This is a genomic window from Ramlibacter sp. GCM10027632 (genome assembly GCF_042675325.1).
Taxonomy (GTDB): domain Bacteria; phylum Pseudomonadota; class Gammaproteobacteria; order Burkholderiales; family Burkholderiaceae_C; genus Ramlibacter.
This window is the reverse complement of sequence record NZ_JBHTGW010000001.1, coordinates 1-18467: the sequence shown is the minus strand read 5'-3', so window position 1 is coordinate 18467 and position 18467 is coordinate 1. Positions and strand designations below refer to the sequence as shown.

The following is an 18467-nucleotide window of genomic DNA, read 5'->3' as shown; positions in this document are numbered from 1 at the left end:
GGAGGAGGGCAGCGGTCAGAGTTGAGAAAATGTCGTCGACCGATATGAATCAAAGAGCCGGATTCGATTCGACCTGTTCGCAACTACAGTCGTTTCTAGGTGGCCTCTTCACACGGATTTCCTGGCGGTAAGTTTGGAGGGGTGTTTATCCAGCCTGTATCCAAATCTGAGCAGTACCACTCAATTAGGTGATTGGCCATGTCCAAAAATGGAGCCGAATATTTGAGATTCGGCTGGTCAGGATTGGTGGTCTGATCGTGAGCGCCAATGTTGCCAGCGTATTGAAGTGACCGCAGCCATGGTTCAACGTGCGGCGGAAGCCGGCGCCTTCGGTTGATTGTCGAAATCATATCTTCCAGCGTTGAGTCCGAGAAGGAGTCGCTTGGACGATTGGCCTCTTTTCCCGAGCGGATTCCCGTGGTGATATGCAGCAAGTCTTTGCAGATTGCTTCAGCGATCATTCGGCACTTCGTTAGAACGCTTCCCGCATCCACACTCTGGAGTTGACGCGCGGCAATTAAGTGGTGCGCGATACGACCTGCATTTCTCAACCCTGGCGTGACCGGGGTGATTGAAACCGCTGACGCATCTTGCTGCTCGGGTATGACAGTTTCGTCTTGATGCCTTGATTGTTGCGCCCTGGACTCCGGCTCAAACGAAACTCTATTCTCAATCGCGCGTATGGCCTCGCGAACTAAGCCAAGCAACTCCTTATGAGCGTTCGCTCCTAGCCTGACAGTCGCCTGGTCGAAGCCGAATACTTCAGGTGTTGATCCGGCCACTAACGACTTCACGCCCGCAGCGGCAGCCAGGTCATGCTCTAGCGCGAGCAAGTAGGGGAGGGATGATGAACTGCCTCGAAGTTTGAGTGCTTCTACAAGATTCGTTCGCTCTGCCCTTAACTCAAGGCCGATACGGTCGAGTGTCGTTGCGATGAAGGATTCCTCCTCGCTAGACCCGAATCCATTGCCATACAAATCTGCCAGTTCGGTACCGTAGCCGGTCTTCAGTTGGGACTTTACGGCATCAAAAACAGAAGTAGCGCGGAATTTTGTTATGAACGGAGGAAGCTCCCAAGGGACGATATTTGCGCCGTTGTGGATCCTCTCTGCGAGGGCATCTAAAACTTCGGCGTCCAGATGATCTCTCTTCTTAAGTAAATCAAGAAGATCCTTGTCTATCGCTCGGGCGTGGCGTATTTGTTTGATCAGCCATGCATTTTCTGATGGGCTCATATTCGCTCCGGAGGCGGCTATTCGGTTGTAGTCTGTCGCGATGGACTCGGCTTCGCAAGACCATGTTGATTTGCACTTACCTGAATCTCGCTGATCGCGGTCGCTCGCCTTAAACTTGGCGACCTCTATTGTGGGGTAAGGCTCTGCTGGGTCCTATGCGCGCTGTGTAGCGCTATATCCAGTCAGCCACTTTCTCGCTCAGATAGCGAACATTCAAACTCACCAGGTGCTACGCTCCCGTCGCACAAAATTTAGACGCCGCTGAACCATCAATGGCGTCTTCTCAATTGCCTACGCGTTGCATGAAGAAGGCGACGACTTAGTGCTATCCAGGCGTTGGAGGCCAAATGACTCAGCACTGTTATGTAGATTGGGCGGTACTCCTTGAGTACCTTAGATTGTTTCTTGCGTGGCCGTTCCTCTCGATGGTGACGGTGATCGTGTTCCTTCTTGTTTTCCGCGGGAGTTTGCATTTGCTGATCGGGCGGATCAAGTCAATCGAAGGGTGGGGAGGAAGGTTAGACACTACTCCCGCAGAGCGTCAAGCTCAGCGTGGCTCGCTTCCTACCCCAAATGAACCACACGGTCCGGGTGATGAGCCAACCTCCGTTGCGGCGATCGCTTCGACCACGGTGCTGAGTACGAGCGATTTGCCTCCCCAGGCTGATGCTGGCCCGTCGCATCAGGGGGGTCGGGTCGATTGGTTGGCTCACTACAGCAGCGACCCGACTCGTGCGAAGGCCGAGATTCTTCGTTGGTGGACCTTGGCAAAGTACGAATCAGTTTTCAATTTGATTTTTGGGACTCAGGTCCGTTTGATTCACGCTCTGTCTCAAGTGCCTGCTACCGGTGATACCAAGGAAAACATTCATGTGTTCTACGACGAGCACAGAGGCGTCGCCCGATCGATGGGTGTGAATCCGGCACCTGAAGCCGATTTCTTCAGCTTTCTCACGAGGGACAACTTCATCCGTTTTGAAGGTGGACGGGTATACATTACAGAGTGGGGTCAGGCGTTCGCGACCCACATCGCAACCCGATACGGCCCGATGGCGTTGACGATGCGCGCCTACTGACTCGGAGGCCACTACTGGACCACATTGCCTCGGCGCATAGTGCGGAGGTATGCTTTGTTGCCGCGTTGCGCTAAAGTTGTGGCTTGTTCGCTGCGCGCGCGACCTTCACACGGCGGGGGTCGGGGGTTCGAAACCCTCACCACCCACCATCACTTGAAAGCATTTCGGAGCATCTCCAAGCGCCGCAAGGCACGCAGCGAAAGCGCCCCCTGGTTCCAGCGGGCGCTTTTTTGTTGTTCGCGTTTCCCACGAACCGATGTGGCGGGTGCCGAGGTGCGCCGGCATGGGGCTCAGCGAGGCATCGCGAGGGCGTCGGTTCGCTCCCCCGAACGAAGGCTCCTGCCGGTCACCTCCGGCAACTGCCGGTGCTTGAGCATTCCTTCAGCAGGTTCTCGCGCTCCAGGGCCATCTCCCGCTGCTTGGTATCGCAGCGCGTCGCGACGGCAGACATCTCGCTGGATAGCGACAGTTCCCAGGTGGCGCCGGCGAGGTTGTTCGCGGCAGACTGCTTGCGATTGCGCAAAGCCGCCATTTCTCTATCGCACTGGGCACGTAGGCTTGATGAGCGCTGCTCGACGTCCGGAATCAGTATTTCCTCGATCTCTCGCCCGCGCCGCTGACGTTGGCTCAGCTCGGTCGCAGCATTGATTCTCTGGGCCTCGGTCTGGCGCGGGCGGCCAGAAGAACTTGCCGCGCTGTCAGGGCCGTCTGCCTGTACCAAGGGGCTTGAGCCACTTGCGGGCCGGATGTCCAGCCTTTCGCCACCCTGCTGGCACGGGACCTCCTGAAAGGTCAACCGGCCGCCTGGACCTGCGCACTTGTAGATCGCCCATGCGGAACTGCTCGCAACAGACAGGAGGAGCAGTGAAAGGGTGCACCGCAGCGTTCGCATCGCCATCGCTCGACCTTTATCGTTATCGATTAGAAAACATTATATTTAATAGCTGGTTTTTGGATCCGCTGTAAACCTATAGAGTTTGATCCGTGGTGGCGCGATGTTTCCGTCGGCGTGCGCCTCACCTCCCCCGGGCGCGCGCGCGCTTCGCCAGCAGCTCCCGGAAGGCCTGCGCCGCCGGCAGCAGCGGCTTGCCGCGGCGGCGGATCACGCCGATCGTGCGCACCACGCGCGGCTCCACCAGCGCGATCGCGGCCAGCGCCGACCCGCTGCCCGCCGGCACCGCGAAGCGCGGCACCGGCCCGACGCCCAGGCCCGCCTCGACCAGGTCCAGCACCGCCGGCACATGCCGCACCTCGCAGGCCCAGGGCAGGGCCAGGTCGCGCCCGGCCAGGGCCTGGTCGATCAGCAGGCGGTTGCCGGTGCCCGGCGCGAGCAGGATGCATTCGTGCTGCGCCAGCTCCGACTAGCGCAGGTGGCGGCGTCTGGCCAGGGCGTGGCCCCGGGGACAGGCCACCACGAAGTCCTCCTCCAGCAGCGGCTCGAACTCCAGGTCCGGCTCCTGCGTGCCCAGGTAGGTCACGCCGAAGTCCGCCTCGCCGCGCGCCACCGCCGGCAGGATGTCGGTCGCCGCGTCGTCCACCAGCCGCACCCGGATGCGGGGGAACTTCGCATGGAAGTCCTTCAGCGCCTGCGCGATGAAGCTGCCCACCGCCGAGGGCACGCAGGCCACGGTGACCTGGCCGCGCAGGCGGTCGGACAGGTCGGTCATCCCCAGCAGCGCGCCCTCCAGCTCGTGCAGGACATGCCGCGCGCGCGGCATGAAGTGCCGACCCATCGCGTTGAGTTCGACCTTGCGCGTGGTCCGGTCGAACAGCCGGAAGCCCAGGCCGGATTCCAGCTTCTCCACCCGCCGCGACAGGGCAGGCTGCGACAGGTGCAGCGATTCGGAAGCGGCGCGGAAGCTGCCGAGGTCGGCGACGGCGACGAAGGCGCGCAGGCCGTCGAGGTCGATATTCATGTGCGTTTCGTATCAATCCACAGGATCTTTGCAATTTACAGCGAAAGCGGGGCGGCCGATGATGCGTGCCCAAGGAGACTTCAACCATGCCCCTGTTCCGACGCAGCCTGGCCGGCGCGCTCGCGGCCATCGCCCTGCTGGGTGCCCACGCCGGCGCCGGCGCGCAGGCCTTCCCGGCCCGCCCGGTGACCCTGGTCGTGCCCTTCGCGCCCGGCGGCGGCACCGACAGCATCGCCCGTGACCTGGCCAAGACGATGGCCGACCAGCTCGGGCAGCCGGTGATCGTGGAGAACCGCGGCGGCGCCGGCGGCGCGCTGGGCGCCGACGCGGTGGCCAAGGCGAAGCCGGACGGCCACACCCTGCTGCTGGCGACCTCCACCTTCGCCACCCATGCCGCCACCGCGGGCAAGCTGCCCTACGACCCGCTGAAGGATTTCGCGCCGGTGGCCATGATCGGGCGCGGCCCGCTGCTGGTGGTGGCCTCGCGCCAGAGCGGCGTGGGCACGCTGGCGCAGCTGATGGCCGCGGCAAAGGCGCGCCCCCAGGGCCTGAACTTCTGTTCGGCCGGGGAGGGCAGCATCAACCACCTGGCCGGCGAGATGTTCCGCCAGAAGACCGGCCTGGCCATGACCCATGTCCCGTTCAAGGGCAGCGGCCCGGCGACGGTGGAACTGCTGGCGGGGCGCATCGACCTGTTCTTCGCCACGGTGCCCACCATCCTGCCGCATGTGAAGGACGGCAAGCTGCCGGTGCTGGCCGTGACCGGCGCGCGCCGCTCGCCGCTGTTCCCGCAGGTGCCGACGATGGCCGAGGCCGGCGTGCCGGGCTTCGAGGTCACGACCTGGTGGGGCGTGCTCGCCCCCGCGCAGACGCCGCCGGCCGTGGTCGAGGCGCTCAATCGCGTGGTCAACGAGGCGGCCGCCGCCGAGCCGGTGCGCGGCCGGCTGGTGGGCGAGGGCGCCGACCCGCTGCGCATGGCCCCCGCCGCCTTCGGCCAGGAGCTGGCCCGCGAGCTGGCCGCCTGGACCGCCGTCGCCCGCCACCCCGGCATGCAACTGCGCTGATTCCCCAGTCCCCTGAGATCACCCTGAGATCACCCTGAGCCTGAGAGCCCCCGAGATGACCCCTGCTCCGAACTTCCTGAACCGCCGCCAGCTGCTCGCCGCCGGCGCGGCCTGGGCCGCCGCCGGCCTGCCCGGCGCCGCCCACGCGCAGGCCGACTACCCGTCGCGCCCCATCACCGTGATCGTTCCCTACGCCCCCGGCGGCCAGGGCGACGTGTTCGCGCGCATCGTCGGCGAGCGCCTGGCCCGCTCGCTCGGCCAGCCGATGGTGGTGGACAACAAGCCCGGCGCCAGCGGTGCGCTCGGCGCCCGCCTGCTGGCCAAGGCCCGCGGCGACGGCTACACGCTGATGCTGGGGCAGACCGGCGAGGTCGCGGTGAACCGCTCGGCCATGAAGAACCCGGGCTATGACAGCCTGGCGGATTTCCGCCCCGTCGCCCTGGTGGGCAACGCGCCGCTGGTGCTGGCCGCGCCCGCCGCGGCCCCGTACAACACGCTCGCCGAGCTGCTGCAGCTGGCGCGCAGCAAGCCGGGCTCGGTGTCGTACGCCTCCTCCGGCACGGCCACGCCGGGCCACCTGGCGGCGGCGGCGCTGGCCCTGGGCACCCGCACCGAGATGGTCCACATCCCGTACAAGGGCGCGGGCCAGGCGATCACCGACCTGATCGCGGGCCAGGTGCAGTTCTTCTTCTCCAGCGCCTCGGCCATCATGCCCCACGTCAAGGGCGGCAAGGTCAAGGCGCTGGCGGTGTCCTCCTCGCGCCGGCTCGCCGCGCTGCCGAACGTGCCCACGGTGGCCGAGGCCGCGGTGCCGGGCTTCGAGTTCAGCCTGTGGGGCGGCTACTTCGCGCCGAAGGACACGCCCGACGCGGTCGTGAACCGCCTGAACGCCGAGGTGAACAAGGCCATCGCCGAGGCCGACCTGCATGCCCGCCTCGAGGCCGACGGCAGCGCCGTCGCGCCGATGTCCGCGCAGGCCTTCGCCGCCTTCGTGCGCGCCGAGATGGACAAGTACGCGCGCCTGGTCAAGGAAACCGGCGCCCAGGTCGACTGACAATCCCCACGCACCCCACCCCCATCCCCACGCACACCATGAAAATCGTTGTTCTTCCCGGCGACGGCATCGGCCCCGAAACCATGGCGGTCACCGTCGACGTGCTCGAGGCCGCCTCGCGCCGCTTCCACCTCGGCCTCGAGCTGGACCACGACATCACCGGCCATGCCAGCCTCAGGCAGCACGGCGCCACGGTGACGCCGGCGCTCCTGGCCAAGGTCAGGGCCGCCGACGGGCTGATGCTCGGCCCCACCGCGACCTACGAGTTCAAGGACGAATCCAAGGGCGAGATCAACCCGTCCAAGTTCTTCCGCAAGGAACTGGACCTGTACGCCAACATCCGCCCCGCGCGCACCTACCCCGGCCTGCCGAACAAGGTCGGCGCGTTCGACATGGTGGTGGTGCGCGAGAACACCGAGGGCTTCTACGCCGACCGCAACATCGCCTCCGGCGGCAGCGAGATGCTGATCACGCCTGACGTGGTGGTGTCCCTGCGCCGCATCACCCGCGAGTGCTGCGAGCGCATCGCCCGCAGCGCCTTCGAGCTGGCCATGACCCGCGGCAGGCACGTGAGCATCGTCCACAAGGCCAACGTGCTGCGCCTGGGCGACGGCATGTTCATCGAAATGTGCCAGCAGGTGGCGCGCGAATTCCCCGAGGTGCGGGTGGACGACTTCATCGTCGACGCCATGATGGCCCACGTGGTGCGCGCGCCCGAGCGCTTCGACGTGATCGTCACCACCAACATGTTCGGCGACATCCTCTCGGACCTCACCGCCGAGCTCTCCGGCAGCCTGGGCCTGGGCGGCTCGCTCAACGCCGGCCGTGACCATGCCATGGGCCAGGCCGCCCACGGCTCCGCGCCCGACATCGCGGGTCAGGACATCGCCAACCCCTTCTCCCTGGTGCTCTCGGCCGCCCAGCTGCTCGGGTGGCACGGCCAGCGCAAGGGCCTGCCGGCCTTCGCCCAGGCGGCCCAGGCGATCGAGGACGGGGTGGCCGGCGCCATCGCCGCGCGCGAGTGCACCCGTGACGTCGGCGGCCAGCTCGGCACCGCCGCCACCGGCCGCGCGTTCGTGCAGCGCCTGCTGGCGGCATGATCCCGGGCCCGCCCGACGCCATGGCCTCTCCCGTTCCCGCTCCCGCTCACGCGGCCTCCGCCGCCTGGCCCGCCGGTGCCTGCGACTGCCACACCCACGTGGTGGGCGACCCGCAGGCCTGGCCCATGGTGGCCGACCGGCACTACACCGCCGGCCCGGCGCCGGCCGCCGCGCTCGCGGCGCACCTGCGCGCCTGCGGGCTGCAACGCGCCGTCATCGTGCAGCCCAGCTTCTATGGCACCGACAACGGCTGCCTGCTCGAGGCCCTGGACGAACTCCAGGGCGCGGGCCGCGGCGTGGCGGTGCTCGACCCGGGCGTGGACGACGCCACCCTGGCCGGCCTGCATGCCCGCGGCGTGCGCGGCCTGCGGCTCAACATGGAGAGCGGCGGCATCCGCGACCCGCGCGCGGTGGAGGCCGGCCTGCGCGCCTGGGCCGGCCGGCTCGCGCCGCTGGGGTGGCACCTGCAGGTGTTCGCCACGCCGGCCACCACCGGCCCGCTCGCCGGGCTGCTGGCCGACCTGCCGGTGCCGGTGGTCCTGGACCACTTCGCCCTGGTGGCCTCGCTGGACGACCCGATGGCCGCGCCGCTGCTGGCGCTGGTGCGCGGCGGCCAGGCCTACGTGAAGCTGTCCGCGGCCTACCGCATCGCGCCGGCCTGGCCCCGGGCCGACGTCAGCGCGGTGGCCCGGGCCTTCCTCGAGGTCAACCCCGCGCGGGTGCTCTGGGGCAGCGACTGGCCCCACACCAACCGCGAGCCGGGCAAGGGGCCGCTGGAGACCAGCCGCTACCGCGACATCGCCAGCGCCGACCTGCGCGACACCATCGCCCGCTGGCTGCCCACGCCGGCGCTGCGCCAGCAGGTGCTGGTGGACAACCCGGCGCGCCTCTACGGGTTCTGAGGGCGCCGGCCCGGCCGTACCATCGGCCGCATGCCGACCGCACCGCCCGCCCACCCCCGCGCCTTCTTCGTCTACGGCACGCTCCTGCGGGGCGAGCCGAACCACCGCGTGATCGCCCGCCTGGGCCTGGCCGGGGTGCGGGCGGCGCGCGTGCGCGGGCGCCTGTTCGACACCGGCGAGGGCTACCCCGCGATGCTGGCGCCGCTGGAGCCGCGGGCGGGGCAGGGCGGGGACGCGCCCGCGCAAGGGGCCGGCGTGGTGGCCGGCGAGCTCATGGTCCCGGCGGATCTCGCGGCGGCGCTGCGCGACCTCGACGCCCTCGAGGAGTTCTTCGGCCCCGGCGACCCGCACAACCTCTACGAGCGCCGCGAGGTCGAGGCCGACACCGGCGAGGGCGCGCCGGTGCGGGCCTGGGCCTACCTCTATGTCGGCACCGCGCGCCTCGTCCCCATCCCCTCGGGCGACTGGAAAGCTCATCAGCAGGGTGTCGGCCCGTAAGTTCATCCGCCGCTGCACGGCCCCGGCAGGGGCACGCCCAGGGATGAGGTGTAAGCGCTGAGCCATCCGCTTACAGCCCATCAACATCTGCCTACACGATGTCGGACGCGTCCTACTACAGTCCCTCCCATCGCTGACTGGCGTCCCCGATGACAGCGCGGCCCCCGCCGCGACAGCCAGCAGCGTTTCACCGCATCGCCCCTTCAAGCACGACCGCCGCAACAGCCGCGGTGGGTCGGCCGGGCGGAGCTTTGTCTGAACTTTTTCGAGACCTGTACCGAATGCCATTCCGCCTCGCCTCCAAGACTTTCCGAACTGCCGCCCAGAACGCGATCCACGCCACCGTCCTCGCCGCCGCCGCCGTGTGCGCCGGCCAGGCCGCCGCCGCCACCGAGGTCGGCCCCTACTTCCAGGGCTATGCCAGCGGCAGCATGGTCGACGCGAAGAACAAGGCCGGCATGAACGCCGCCACCCTGGCCTTCGGCGTGACCCGCGGCTCCTGCGCGTTCGACGCCTACTTCACCGAGCGCATGCCCGACGCCCGCGCCTACGTGGCCGCCGGCGGCACGCTCGCCGTCTCGCTGGGCGGCGCCGACGGCATCTATGCCGAAATCTCCTGCTCGGACGACCAGCTCTTCGCGCTCCTGGACAAGCTCGTGGTCGACTCCAAGGCCCACCGCATCGACTGGGACATCGAGGGCCACCAGCTCAATAACACCGACGCCACCGCGCGCCGCAACCGCGTCCTCAAGCGGCTGCAGGCCAAGTACCCGAACGTGAAGACCTCGTTCACGCTGCCCGGTTGGCTGAACGGCATCCAGCCCAATGGCATGGCGCTGCTGAAAAGCACCATCGCCGCGGGCGTGCGCATCGACATCGTGAACATGATGGCCATGACCTTCGGCCCGGAGAACATCCGCACCATGGTCTCGCCCTCGACGCTGGGCCAGGCCGTGGTCATGACCTACAACGCCACCGAGAAGCAGATGGCCGGCCTGTTCCCGGGCAAGACCCCGGCGCAGATCAACGCGATGATGGGCATCACGCCCATGATCGGCACGCAGGACGACCCGACCACCTTCACCCTGGCCGACGCGAAGACGGTGGCCGACCTGGTGAAGTCCAAGGGCTCCGCGCTGCTCGCCTACTGGGCCTTCCAGCGTGACCGGGCGCAGGACCGCGCCGGCATCACCCCGCTGGACCAGTACAGCGGCGTCGTGCAGTCGGACTACCAGTTCCTGAACATCTTCAAGACCGCGCAGGGCGCCTCGCCCGCCCCGGCCCCTGCGCCGTCGCCCGCCCCGGCGCCGATCGCCTCGCCGGTGATCGCCACCTGTGCGAACTGGGACGCCGCGAAGTGGTACGTGGCCGGCACCAAGGTCGCCCGCCTGGGCCGCACCTACGTGGCCACCGCCGGCAACCAGAACTCGCCGCCGGAATGGACGCCCACCCACTGGGCGCTGACCACCTGCTCGGCCCCTGCGCCGGCGCCGGCCCCGGTCGTGACCTACCCGAACTGGGTGATGGGCCAGTACTACGCGGCGGGCAGCGTGGTCTCGTACGGCGGCAAGCTGTACAAGGCGCGCTACGCCAACCCGGGCTACAACCCCACCATCAGCACCTACTACTGGGCGCCGTACGCCGCGTAAGCGCAGCCCGCCCCGGCGGCTTCAGAAGACGAAGCCGCCCGCGCGCCGGATCCCGGCCGACGCCTCGCCCGCCACCAGCGCGGCGAGGCGTTGCGCCAGGTCCGGCGCGTTCGCCTTCGTGCACACGCCCAGCGTGTAGTCGGTGGACAGCTCGAACTCCCGGGGCAGCGAGCCGACCAGGTCGACCCCGGGCGTGTAGTTGATCTCGGTCTCCTGGGTGCAGCCGATCACGTCGTCGGTGTCGGCCCGGGCCATGGCCGCCATCGCGGTCGCGCCGTTCGGGAAGGGCCGCAGGCGCTCGCGCAGTTCGGCGTCCAGCCCGAGCGCCTTGAGTACGTTCATGAAGTGGATGCCCGCGGTGGCCTTGTCCGGGTCCGGGTGGTAGATCGCGCGGGCGCCCCGGAAAGCCGCGGCCAGCGCCTCGCGGTCGTCGATGGCCGGGCGCGGCGCGCCGGATCTCACCGCGATGCCGGTAGCCACCAGCCCCAGCGAGCGCTCGGTGCCCGCCACCACATGGCCATCGGCCACGAGCTGGGCCACCAGCGGGCGGGTGAGGATCACCAGGTCGCAGGGCGCGCCGGCCACCAGCTGGTCGCGCATCTGGCCGACGGCGCTGAAGGTGGCCTCGATGCGCGCGCCGGTCTCCTGCTCGAAGCGGGCCTGGACTCCCTTGACGACGGCGGCTGCGGCGCCGCCGCTCAGGACGTGGACGGTGGTCATGGGGAAGGGGTTCCTTGTCGTTGGAGGTTCATGGGCGCTCAGGCGCCGTGCGCGGCGGCCAGCAGGCGCTGCGGGGTGAAGGGCATCTCGCGCAGGCGCAGGCCCAGCGCGTCATGGATGGCGTTGGCGATGGCGGCGGCGGTCGGGCCGGCGCTGCATTCGCCCGCGCCCAGCGACGGGCTGTCGGGCCGGTCGGCGATCGTCGTGTGCAGGGCCGGCAGGTCGGCGAAGCCCAGGATCGGGTAGCGCTCCCAGTCGCTGGAGGCGATGCCCTGGGCGGTGAGGTCGGCGGCTTCGCACAGCGTCCAGCTCGCGGCCTGCAGCGCGCCGCCCTCGAGCTGGTTGCGCGCGCCATCGGGGTGGACCACCAGGCCCAGGTCGGCGGCGATGTGCAGGCGGCGCAGGCGCACCGCGTCGTCCACCTCGATCTCGGCCACCACCGCGCAGTAAGCGCCGGTGCCCTTGTAGCGGGCGAAGCCCAGGCCGCGGCCCCAGCCCTCGGGGCGCTCGCCGCGCTGCGGCGCGTCGCAGTCCCACCCGGCCAAGCGCGCGGCCTCCTGCAGCACCTCGCGGGCCCGCGGGTCGGCCAGGTGCGCGAGGCGGTAGGCGAGCGGGTCGCGGCCGAGGGCGCGGGCGACCTCGTCCATCATGGACTCGGCGGCCATCACGTTGACATGCGCGCCCAGCGCCCGCAGCGCCGAGACGCGCTGCGGCATCGCCAGGACGCGGTGGTTCACCGCCTCGATGCGGCCGATGGCGTAGGGCGGCACCGCGTTGCGCTCGGAGCCGCCGCCCACCGCGAGCGCGGCGTTCACCGCCATCGGCACCGGGAACGGCCGCTCCACCTGCCACGCGCCCAGCAGGCTGGGCGTGGCGCCGCGGCCGGGGCGGGTGCCATGGCCCTGGCTCCAGACCTCCTGGCGCCAGGACACCAGCCGGCCCTGCGCATCGACCGCGGCGTCCACCTCCACGGCCATCGCCGGGCCCAAGGGCGCGTGGGCCATCTCCTGGTGGCGCGTCCACTCGACGCGCACCGGCCGGCCGCCGGCATGGCGCGCGAGCCAGGCCGCGTCGAAGGCCACGTCGTCCGCGCCGTTGTGGCCGTAGCAGCCCGCGCCCTCCGCGTGGTGCACGGTCACCTGCGATTCGGCCAGCCCGAAGGCCAGCGCCAGGTCGCGCCGCAGGTTGAAGATGCCCTGGGTGTGGCTCCAGACCTCCAGGCGCTCGCCCCCTTGCGCGCCCCCTTGCGCGCCCTCCGGCGGGCTCTCCCAGCGGGCGAGGGCGCAGCACAGGCCCACCGAGGCATGCTGCAGCCAGCCGCGGCCGTAGGCTGCCCGGAAGCGGCGGGCGGGGGCGGCTGGCGCCTCGCCCTGGTCGAGGATCGGGGTCGTCTCCAGCGGCTGGGCCTGGAGCCAGGCGGCGGTCCCGGGACCGGCTGGCACCTCGGCCTCGCCGTGCCAGAGCGCGGCCTGGGCGATCGCCCGGGCCGGCCGCTCCAGCGCGTGCGCCGTGGCCGCGAGCACGCCGACCAACAGGCCGTCACGCGCGACGGCCACCACGCCAGGCAGGGCGGGCAGGCGCGGGGCGAGGGCGGTCCAGGCCGCCTCGTCGACGCGGGCGCGCAGCGTGTCGGGGCGGTGCACGCGCCCGTGCAGCAGGCCGGGCAGCGTGAGGTCATGGAGGAAGCGGAACTCGCCGAACACCTTGGCCGCGATGTCCTCGCGCGGGCTGCCGCCGAAGGCACTGCGCTGGCCCGACCGGGGCGCGACATGGGCCGGGTCGATGGCCGAGGCGAGCAGGGCCTGGTCGGCCAGGTCGGCGTAGCGCAGGCGCTGCGCGCCGGCGACGAAGAGGCCGTCCTGCAGCTGCACGGCGCCGGCGGCCACGCCGGCGCGCTGCGCCGCGCGCAAGCGGCAGGCCTCGCGCAGGTGGGCGGCGGCGGCCCGCAGGGCGCTGCCGGAGTGCTGCAGGGACAGGCTGCCGGAGGTGACCGCCTCGTCCGGGCTGGTCGCGGTGGAGGGCGGCACCATGGCCACCTGCGCCGGGTCGATGCGCAGTTCCTCGGCCACCACCAGCCTGAGCGCGTGCGAGATGCCCTGGCCGATGTCGACCTTGCCGGAGGTGGCGAGCACGCGCCCGTCCGGCGCCACGCGCAGCCACTGGCCGAGGCGCGGGTGCCGGGTGAGGCTCTCGGGGTGCAGCGGGCTCATGGCGCTGCGAGGCTGCCCGCCGCGCGCTGCACGGCGCGCACGATGCGCGGGTGGGCGCCACAGCGGCACAGGTGGCCGGCCAGCGCCTCGCGGATGCGGGCCTCGCCGGGCCGCGGCTCCTCGCGCAGCAGCTGCGCGGCGCGCAGGATCATGCCGCTGGTGCACCAGCCGCATTGCAGCGCCTGTTCCTCGATGAAGGCGGCCTGCAGCGGGTGCGGTAACTCGCGCGTGCCCAGGCCCTCCAGCGTGGTCACCGCGCGGCCCGCCACCGACCCCAGCGGGGTGTTGCAGGCGGTGGTGGCGCGGCCGTCGACGAGCACGGTGCAGGCGCCGCACTGGCCCAGGCCGCAGCCCAGGCGCGTGGCCTTCAGGTCCAGCGCGTGGCGCAGCGCGTCCAGCAGGGTACGGTCGGCGTCGCCGTCGACGGTGCAGGCCCGGCCGTTGACGGTCAGGGAGACCGGGGCGTCCATGCGGGCCGCGTCAGTCCGGCTTGGCGCCGGAGACGCGCACGATCTCGCCCCATTTGGCGATGTCCTCGCCCAGGTACTTCTCGAACTCGGGCACCGTCATGGACATCGGCACCGCGCCCTGCTGCGCCCAGGCGGCCTTGACGTCGGGCGCGTTGACGATGCGCCGCACGGCCTCGTTCAGCTTGCTCACCACCGCCGGCGGCGTGCCCTTGGGCGCCATCAGGCCGAGCCAGATCGTCGCCTCGTACTTCGGCACGGTCTCGGCCACGGTGGGCATGTCCGGCGCGGAGCGGGTGAGGCCGGTGGTGGCCAGGCCGCGCACGCGGCCGTCCTTGGCCATCTGGGTCATGGTGGTGACCGCGTCGAACATCATCTCCACCTGGCCGCCGACCACGTCGGTGCGCGCGCCGGAGCTGCCCTTGTACGGCACGTGGGTGATCTGCACCCCGGCCAGGTGCTTGAACAGCTCGCCGGCCATGTGGTAGGGCGTTCCGTTGCCCGAGGAGGCGTAATTGAGCTTGCCGGGGCGCGACTTGGCCAGCGCGATCAGCTCCGGCAGCGTCTTCGCGGGCACCGAGGGGTGCACCACCAGCATCAGGTCCGAGTAGTTCACCGGCGCCACGCCGACGAAGTCCTGCATCAGCTTGAACGGCTTGCTGGGGATCAGCGTCTCGTTCACCGTGTGCGTGTTGGACATCATCAGCAGCGTGTAGCCGTCGGCCGGCGCCTTCGCCGCCTCGGCGGTGCCGATGACGGAGCCGGCGCCGGGCTTGTTCTCGACGACGAAGGACTGCTTGAGCTCCGCGGACAGCCGCTGCCCGATGAAGCGCGCGTAGTTGTCCGCCGGCCCGCTGGCGGCGAAGGGGACGATGATGCGTACCGGCCGGTTCGGGTAGTCGGCCTGGGCGAAGGCGCCGGTGGCGGCTGCGAGGGCTGCAGCGAGGACGATGGCCTGGCGGACGATGCGCATGCGGGTTCCTTTCAGACGAAGCGGTTCTCGATGGCGCCGATCCCGTCGATCTCGACGCGGATGCGGTCGCCGGGCTGGATGTACTTCGGCGGCTTGAGCCCCATGCCCACGCCGGCCGGTGTGCCGGTGGCGATCACGTCGCCGGGGTAGAGCGTGATGCCCCGCGAGATGGTCTCGATCAGCGTGGGGATGTCGAAGATCATGTTGGCCGTGGGGCCGTCCTGGCGCAGCTCGCCGTTGACCCAGCAGCGCACCCGGGTGTTCAGGCCGTCCACCTCGTCGGCGGTGACCAGCCAGGGGCCCATCGGGCAGAAGGTGTCGAACGACTTGCCCATGTCCCACTGCTGGTGGCGCATCTGCACGTCGCGCGCGGTGACGTCGTTGACGATGGTGTAGCCCCAGACATGGGCCATGGCGTCGGCCTTGGCGATGTTCTTGCCGCCGCGCCCGATCACCACCGCGAGTTCGGCCTCGTAGTCGATCTGGTCGGAGATCGCGGCGCCCGGCAGGTGGACGTCGTCATGCGGGCCGACCACGCACTCGGGCACCTTGGTGAAGACGATGGGCCACTCCATCACGTTGGCCGCGCTGTCCTTGAACACCGAGGTGGCCAGCTCCTTGGCATGGGCGTGGTAGTTGCGGCCCACGCACCAGACGTTGCGGCGCGGCACCGGCAGCGGGGCCTCGAGCCGGACCGAGGCGATGTCCAGGGCCGCCCCCACGGTGGCCGGCATCGGCTCGCCGCGCGCGCTGGCCTCGACCAGGGGCAGGGCGCCGCGCGCGGCGGCCTCGGCCGTGAGGGCGAGGGGCGAGACCTGGCGGCCGTCGGACGAGACCAGGCCGACGTGGCGGCGGCCTGCATGTTGGAAGGTGGCGATGCGCATGCGGTACGTGCTCCCTGGTGGACTGGTGGATGCATTCATGGCCGGTGGCCGAGCGCCCGATCCTAGGAAGCCCGCGGCACCGCCTCCATCGGTGTAATCACCATCGGGGCCGGCCCTAGGAGGCCCCGGGACGCGTGGCCATCGGCCCACCCTGGTGAGGACCTTTGGATTAAGCGGGAGGCAGCGGCCGGGCGTGTCGGATGCGTGTCAGGTTTGGCCGCACAATGGTCCGCACGGCCGGTCCGGGCAGGGCCGCCGCCACCCGCAAACCCACCAGGAGACACCATGCCCCAGACCGACGTCTACGTCGTCGCCGCCGCGCGCACCGCCATCGGCACCTTCGGCGGATCCCTCAAGGACACGCCGCTGTCGGACCTCGCCACCACCGCCGTGCGCGCCGCGCTGGAGCGCAGCGGCGCCCCGCTGGATGCCGTCGGCCACCTGGTCATGGGCAACGTGATCCCCACCGAGCCGCGCGACGCCTACCTGTCCCGCGTGGCCGCGATGAACGCCGGCCTGGCCCAGGAGGTCCCCGCCTTCAACGTGAACCGCCTGTGCGGCTCGGGCCTGCAGGCCATCGTGTCCGCGGCCCAGTCCATCCTGCTCGGCGACACCCAGGTCGCGGTGGGCGCCGGCGCCGAGGCCATGTCGCGCGGCGTCTACGTGTCCTCCGCCGCCCGCTGGGGCGCCCGCATGGGCGACATGCAGCTGCAGGACTACATGCTGACCATCCTGCACGACCCGTTCCACCGCATCCACATGGGCGTGACCGCGGAGAACGTCGCCGAGGCCTACGGCATCACCCGCGAGCAGATGGACCAGCTCGCGGTCGTGAGCCACACCCGCGCCGCCGCCGCCATCGCCGCCGGCCGCTTCAAGGAGCAGATCGTCCCGGTGGTCCTCAAGACCCGCAAGGGCGAGGTGAACTTCGAGGTCGACGAGCATGTGAAGGCCGACACCTCGATGGAGGTGCTGGCCAAGATGAAGCCGGCCTTCAAGAAGGAGGGCGGCATGGTCACCGCCGGCAATGCCTCCGGCATCAACGACGGCGCCGCCGCCGTGGTGCTGGCCTCGGGCGAGGCCGTCAGGACGCACGGCCTCAAGCCGCTGGGTCGCCTCGTCTCGTACGCGCACGCCGGTGTCGACCCCAAGGTGATGGGCATCGGCCCGGTCCCGGCGACCCGCAAGGCGCTGGAGAAGGCCGGCCTGTCGATCAACGACCTGGACGTGATCGAGTCCAACGAGGCCTTCGCCGCGCAGGCCTGCGCGGTGACGCAGCAGCTGGGCCTGGACCCGGCCAAGGTCAACCCCAACGGCTCGGGCATCTCGCTGGGCCACCCGGTGGGCGCGACCGGCGCGATCATCACCACCAAGGCCCTGTACGAGCTGCAGCGCATCGGCGGCCGCTACGCGCTGGTCACCATGTGCATCGGCGGCGGCCAGGGCATCGCGGCGATCTTCGAGCGCGCCTGATGGCCCGGGGGCGATCCGCTGGGAAGCGGGCTCGTCCATACACCGGAAGTTGGCGGCTTCCGAGCGGAACGGCCTTGTTTTGGATTCCGTTGTACAAAAGTCAAATTGACCACGGAGAGGGCGGCCGGCCCTAGAATCCCGAGGCATGCAAGCCCGAGTCCCGGCCGCCCGCCTGCGGCCCGTCACCCGCGCCGCGCTGGCCCTGCTGGCCGGCGCCGGCCTCGCCATCCCGGTGCCCGCGCAGAACGCGCCAGGGGCCGGGGCGGATCGCAACCTGGTGATCGCCCTGCCGGCGCCGCCGGCGCCCGTGGTCGCGCCCTCGGCCGCGCGTCGCGTCGCCCTGGTGATCGGCAACGCCAGCTACAAGGATGCGCCGCTCACCAACCCGGTGAACGATGCGCGCGCCATCGCGCAGGCGCTGCGTGACAGCGGCTTCGCGGTGACGCTGCGCGAAAACGCCGACATGAAGGAGATGCTCGCCGCGGTGCGCGGCTTCGGCGACGAGCTGCGCAAGGGCGGCGTCGGCGTCTTCTACTTCGCCGGGCACGGCATGCAGATCAAGGGCCGCAACTACCTGATCCCGGTGGGCGGTTCGATCGAGCGCGAGGACGAGGTGGCCTATTCGGCGGTCGATGCCCAGGCCGTCCTCGACAAGATGGACGCGGCCGGCAACGGCACCAACCTCCTGATCCTCGATGCCTGCCGCAACAACCCGTTCGCGCGCAGCTTCCGCAGCGCGCAGCAGGGCCTGGCGCAGATGGACGCGCCGGTCGGCACGCTGGTGGCGTTCGCCACCTCGCCCGGCTCGGTGGCCAGCGACGGGCAGGGCGGCAACGGCCTGTACACCCAGCATCTGCTGCAGGCCATGCGTGAGCCGGGCGCGAAGGTGGAGGATGTTTTCAAGCGGGTGCGCGCCAATGTGCGCCGCGACTCGCAGGGCAAGCAGGTGCCGTGGGAGTCGACCTCGCTGGAGGGGGACTTCTACTTCCTCACGCCCAAGCCGGCCGCCGCCCCCGAGTCGGGTGACGCGGCCCTGGAAAAGGCCATGTGGGCGCTGGTGAAGGAGAGCCGGCAGGCGCTGGAAATCAAGGCCTTCCTCTCGCGCTTCCCGTCGGGGGCCTTCGCGAAGGAGGCGGGCGCCCGGCTGGCCGCGCTGGAGGAGGGCGCCCGGCGCACGGCCGCCGACGCGCAGGCCGCGGCGGCGAAGGCGCCGGCGGCCCCGGCCCCGGCCCCGGCCCCGGCCCCG

16 protein-coding genes and 2 pseudogenes are annotated in these 18467 nt (G+C 70.1%); 9 read left to right on the top strand and 9 right to left on the bottom strand.

What is annotated here, in order from left to right; genetic code table 11:
• Positions 1-95 precede the first annotated feature (95 nt).
• Positions 96-1235, bottom strand: a complete 1140-nt coding sequence (locus ACFQZY_RS00090) for a DUF4145 domain-containing protein (RefSeq protein WP_377411172.1) — start codon at positions 1233-1235, stop codon at positions 96-98.
• A gap of 347 nt (positions 1236-1582) precedes the next feature.
• On the opposite strand from ACFQZY_RS00090, the gene ACFQZY_RS00085 reads away from it, so the two are divergent.
• Entirely contained in the window at positions 1583-2311 is a 729-nt protein-coding gene (locus tag ACFQZY_RS00085; RefSeq protein ID WP_377411169.1) for a hypothetical protein, read from the top strand.
• Between the two features lie 346 nt (positions 2312-2657).
• On the opposite strand, the gene ACFQZY_RS00080 is transcribed toward ACFQZY_RS00085, so the two are convergent.
• The 3 genes and pseudogenes from ACFQZY_RS00080 to ACFQZY_RS00070 form a co-directional block, all read right to left on the bottom strand.
• Positions 2658-3032 (bottom strand): hypothetical protein, encoded by a 375-nt coding sequence (locus ACFQZY_RS00080; RefSeq protein ID WP_377412641.1) that lies wholly within the window; start codon positions 3030-3032, stop codon positions 2658-2660.
• Between the two features lie 18 nt (positions 3033-3050).
• Positions 3051-3203 (bottom strand): annotated as a pseudogene (locus ACFQZY_RS00075) (DUF4124 domain-containing protein); the annotation flags it as partial.
• Between the two features lie 124 nt (positions 3204-3327).
• Positions 3328-4227, bottom strand: a pseudogene (locus ACFQZY_RS00070) (LysR family transcriptional regulator).
• Between the two features lie 86 nt (positions 4228-4313).
• On the opposite strand from ACFQZY_RS00070, the gene ACFQZY_RS00065 reads away from it, so the two are divergent.
• From ACFQZY_RS00065 to ACFQZY_RS00040, 6 genes are all read left to right on the top strand, one after another.
• Positions 4314-5291, top strand: a complete 978-nt coding sequence (locus tag ACFQZY_RS00065; RefSeq protein WP_377411167.1) for a tripartite tricarboxylate transporter substrate binding protein — start codon at positions 4314-4316, stop codon at positions 5289-5291.
• Between the two features lie 55 nt (positions 5292-5346).
• Positions 5347-6345: a Bug family tripartite tricarboxylate transporter substrate binding protein gene (locus ACFQZY_RS00060; RefSeq protein WP_377411164.1), complete on the top strand. Its 999-nt coding sequence runs from the start codon at positions 5347-5349 to the stop codon at positions 6343-6345.
• A gap of 38 nt (positions 6346-6383) precedes the next feature.
• Positions 6384-7445 (top strand): isocitrate/isopropylmalate dehydrogenase family protein, encoded by a 1062-nt coding sequence (locus tag ACFQZY_RS00055; protein ID WP_377411161.1) that lies wholly within the window; start codon positions 6384-6386, stop codon positions 7443-7445.
• Between the two features lie 20 nt (positions 7446-7465).
• Positions 7466-8347 (top strand): amidohydrolase family protein, encoded by an 882-nt coding sequence (locus tag ACFQZY_RS00050; protein WP_377411158.1) that lies wholly within the window; start codon positions 7466-7468, stop codon positions 8345-8347.
• 30 nt (positions 8348-8377) lie between these two features.
• The gene (locus ACFQZY_RS00045; RefSeq protein ID WP_377411155.1) at positions 8378-8845 is read left to right on the top strand and encodes a gamma-glutamylcyclotransferase; all 468 of its coding nucleotides are present in this window, start codon (positions 8378-8380) and stop codon (positions 8843-8845) included.
• A gap of 281 nt (positions 8846-9126) precedes the next feature.
• Positions 9127-10494 (top strand): hypothetical protein, encoded by a 1368-nt coding sequence (locus ACFQZY_RS00040; RefSeq protein WP_377411153.1) that lies wholly within the window; start codon positions 9127-9129, stop codon positions 10492-10494.
• A 21-nt stretch (positions 10495-10515) separates the two neighbouring features.
• Here the strand turns inward: ACFQZY_RS00040 and ACFQZY_RS00035 are convergent, their stop codons facing one another.
• From ACFQZY_RS00035 to ACFQZY_RS00015, 5 genes are read right to left on the bottom strand one after another with little or no spacing between them, the layout of a single operon-like run.
• A complete protein-coding gene (locus ACFQZY_RS00035; RefSeq protein ID WP_377411150.1) occupies positions 10516-11214 on the bottom strand; it encodes a molybdate ABC transporter substrate-binding protein in 699 nt (232 codons plus the stop codon).
• A 38-nt stretch (positions 11215-11252) separates the two neighbouring features.
• Complete coding sequence (locus ACFQZY_RS00030) at positions 11253-13424, bottom strand: molybdopterin cofactor-binding domain-containing protein (RefSeq protein ID WP_377411146.1); 2172 nt, start codon at positions 13422-13424, stop codon at positions 11253-11255.
• Complete coding sequence (locus ACFQZY_RS00025; protein WP_377411143.1) at positions 13421-13894, bottom strand: (2Fe-2S)-binding protein; 474 nt, start codon at positions 13892-13894, stop codon at positions 13421-13423. The genes ACFQZY_RS00030 and ACFQZY_RS00025 overlap by 4 nt, the downstream gene beginning before the upstream one ends.
• A gap of 10 nt (positions 13895-13904) precedes the next feature.
• On the bottom strand, positions 13905-14864 hold the full coding sequence (locus tag ACFQZY_RS00020) for a tripartite tricarboxylate transporter substrate binding protein (protein ID WP_377411140.1): 960 nt from the start codon (positions 14862-14864) through the stop codon (positions 13905-13907).
• A gap of 11 nt (positions 14865-14875) precedes the next feature.
• Positions 14876-15748 (bottom strand): fumarylacetoacetate hydrolase family protein, encoded by an 873-nt coding sequence (locus ACFQZY_RS00015; RefSeq protein ID WP_377411137.1) that lies wholly within the window; start codon positions 15746-15748, stop codon positions 14876-14878.
• A gap of 285 nt (positions 15749-16033) precedes the next feature.
• Between ACFQZY_RS00015 and ACFQZY_RS00010 the strand changes: the two genes are divergently transcribed.
• Positions 16034-17221 (top strand): acetyl-CoA C-acyltransferase family protein, encoded by a 1188-nt coding sequence (locus tag ACFQZY_RS00010; RefSeq protein ID WP_377411134.1) that lies wholly within the window; start codon positions 16034-16036, stop codon positions 17219-17221.
• A gap of 145 nt (positions 17222-17366) precedes the next feature.
• The coding region (locus ACFQZY_RS00005) for a caspase domain-containing protein (RefSeq protein WP_377411131.1) at positions 17367-18467 on the top strand (1101 nt) is incomplete at its 3' end.

Bases quoted from the DNA above. Each gene is read 5' to 3' on its own strand.
- ACFQZY_RS00010 (WP_377411134.1), top strand. From the start codon at position 16,034: ATGCCCCAGACCGACGTCTACGTCGTCGCCGCCGCGCGCACCGCCATC.
- ACFQZY_RS00055 (WP_377411161.1), top strand. From the start codon at position 6,384: ATGAAAATCGTTGTTCTTCCCGGCGACGGCATCGGCCCCGAAACCATG.
- ACFQZY_RS00030 (WP_377411146.1), bottom strand. From the start codon at position 13,424: ATGAGCCCGCTGCACCCCGAGAGCCTCACCCGGCACCCGCGCCTCGGC.
- ACFQZY_RS00085 (WP_377411169.1), top strand. From the start codon at position 1,583: ATGACTCAGCACTGTTATGTAGATTGGGCGGTACTCCTTGAGTACCTT.
- ACFQZY_RS00060 (WP_377411164.1), top strand. From the start codon at position 5,347: ATGACCCCTGCTCCGAACTTCCTGAACCGCCGCCAGCTGCTCGCCGCC.
- ACFQZY_RS00090 (WP_377411172.1), bottom strand. From the start codon at position 1,235: ATGAGCCCATCAGAAAATGCATGGCTGATCAAACAAATACGCCACGCC.
- ACFQZY_RS00015 (WP_377411137.1), bottom strand. From the start codon at position 15,748: ATGCGCATCGCCACCTTCCAACATGCAGGCCGCCGCCACGTCGGCCTG.
- ACFQZY_RS00050 (WP_377411158.1), top strand. From the start codon at position 7,466: ATGGCCTCTCCCGTTCCCGCTCCCGCTCACGCGGCCTCCGCCGCCTGG.
- ACFQZY_RS00045 (WP_377411155.1), top strand. From the start codon at position 8,378: ATGCCGACCGCACCGCCCGCCCACCCCCGCGCCTTCTTCGTCTACGGC.
- ACFQZY_RS00035 (WP_377411150.1), bottom strand. From the start codon at position 11,214: ATGACCACCGTCCACGTCCTGAGCGGCGGCGCCGCAGCCGCCGTCGTC.
- ACFQZY_RS00020 (WP_377411140.1), bottom strand. From the start codon at position 14,864: ATGCGCATCGTCCGCCAGGCCATCGTCCTCGCTGCAGCCCTCGCAGCC.
- ACFQZY_RS00025 (WP_377411143.1), bottom strand. From the start codon at position 13,894: ATGGACGCCCCGGTCTCCCTGACCGTCAACGGCCGGGCCTGCACCGTC.
- ACFQZY_RS00065 (WP_377411167.1), top strand. From the start codon at position 4,314: ATGCCCCTGTTCCGACGCAGCCTGGCCGGCGCGCTCGCGGCCATCGCC.
- ACFQZY_RS00040 (WP_377411153.1), top strand. From the start codon at position 9,127: ATGCCATTCCGCCTCGCCTCCAAGACTTTCCGAACTGCCGCCCAGAAC.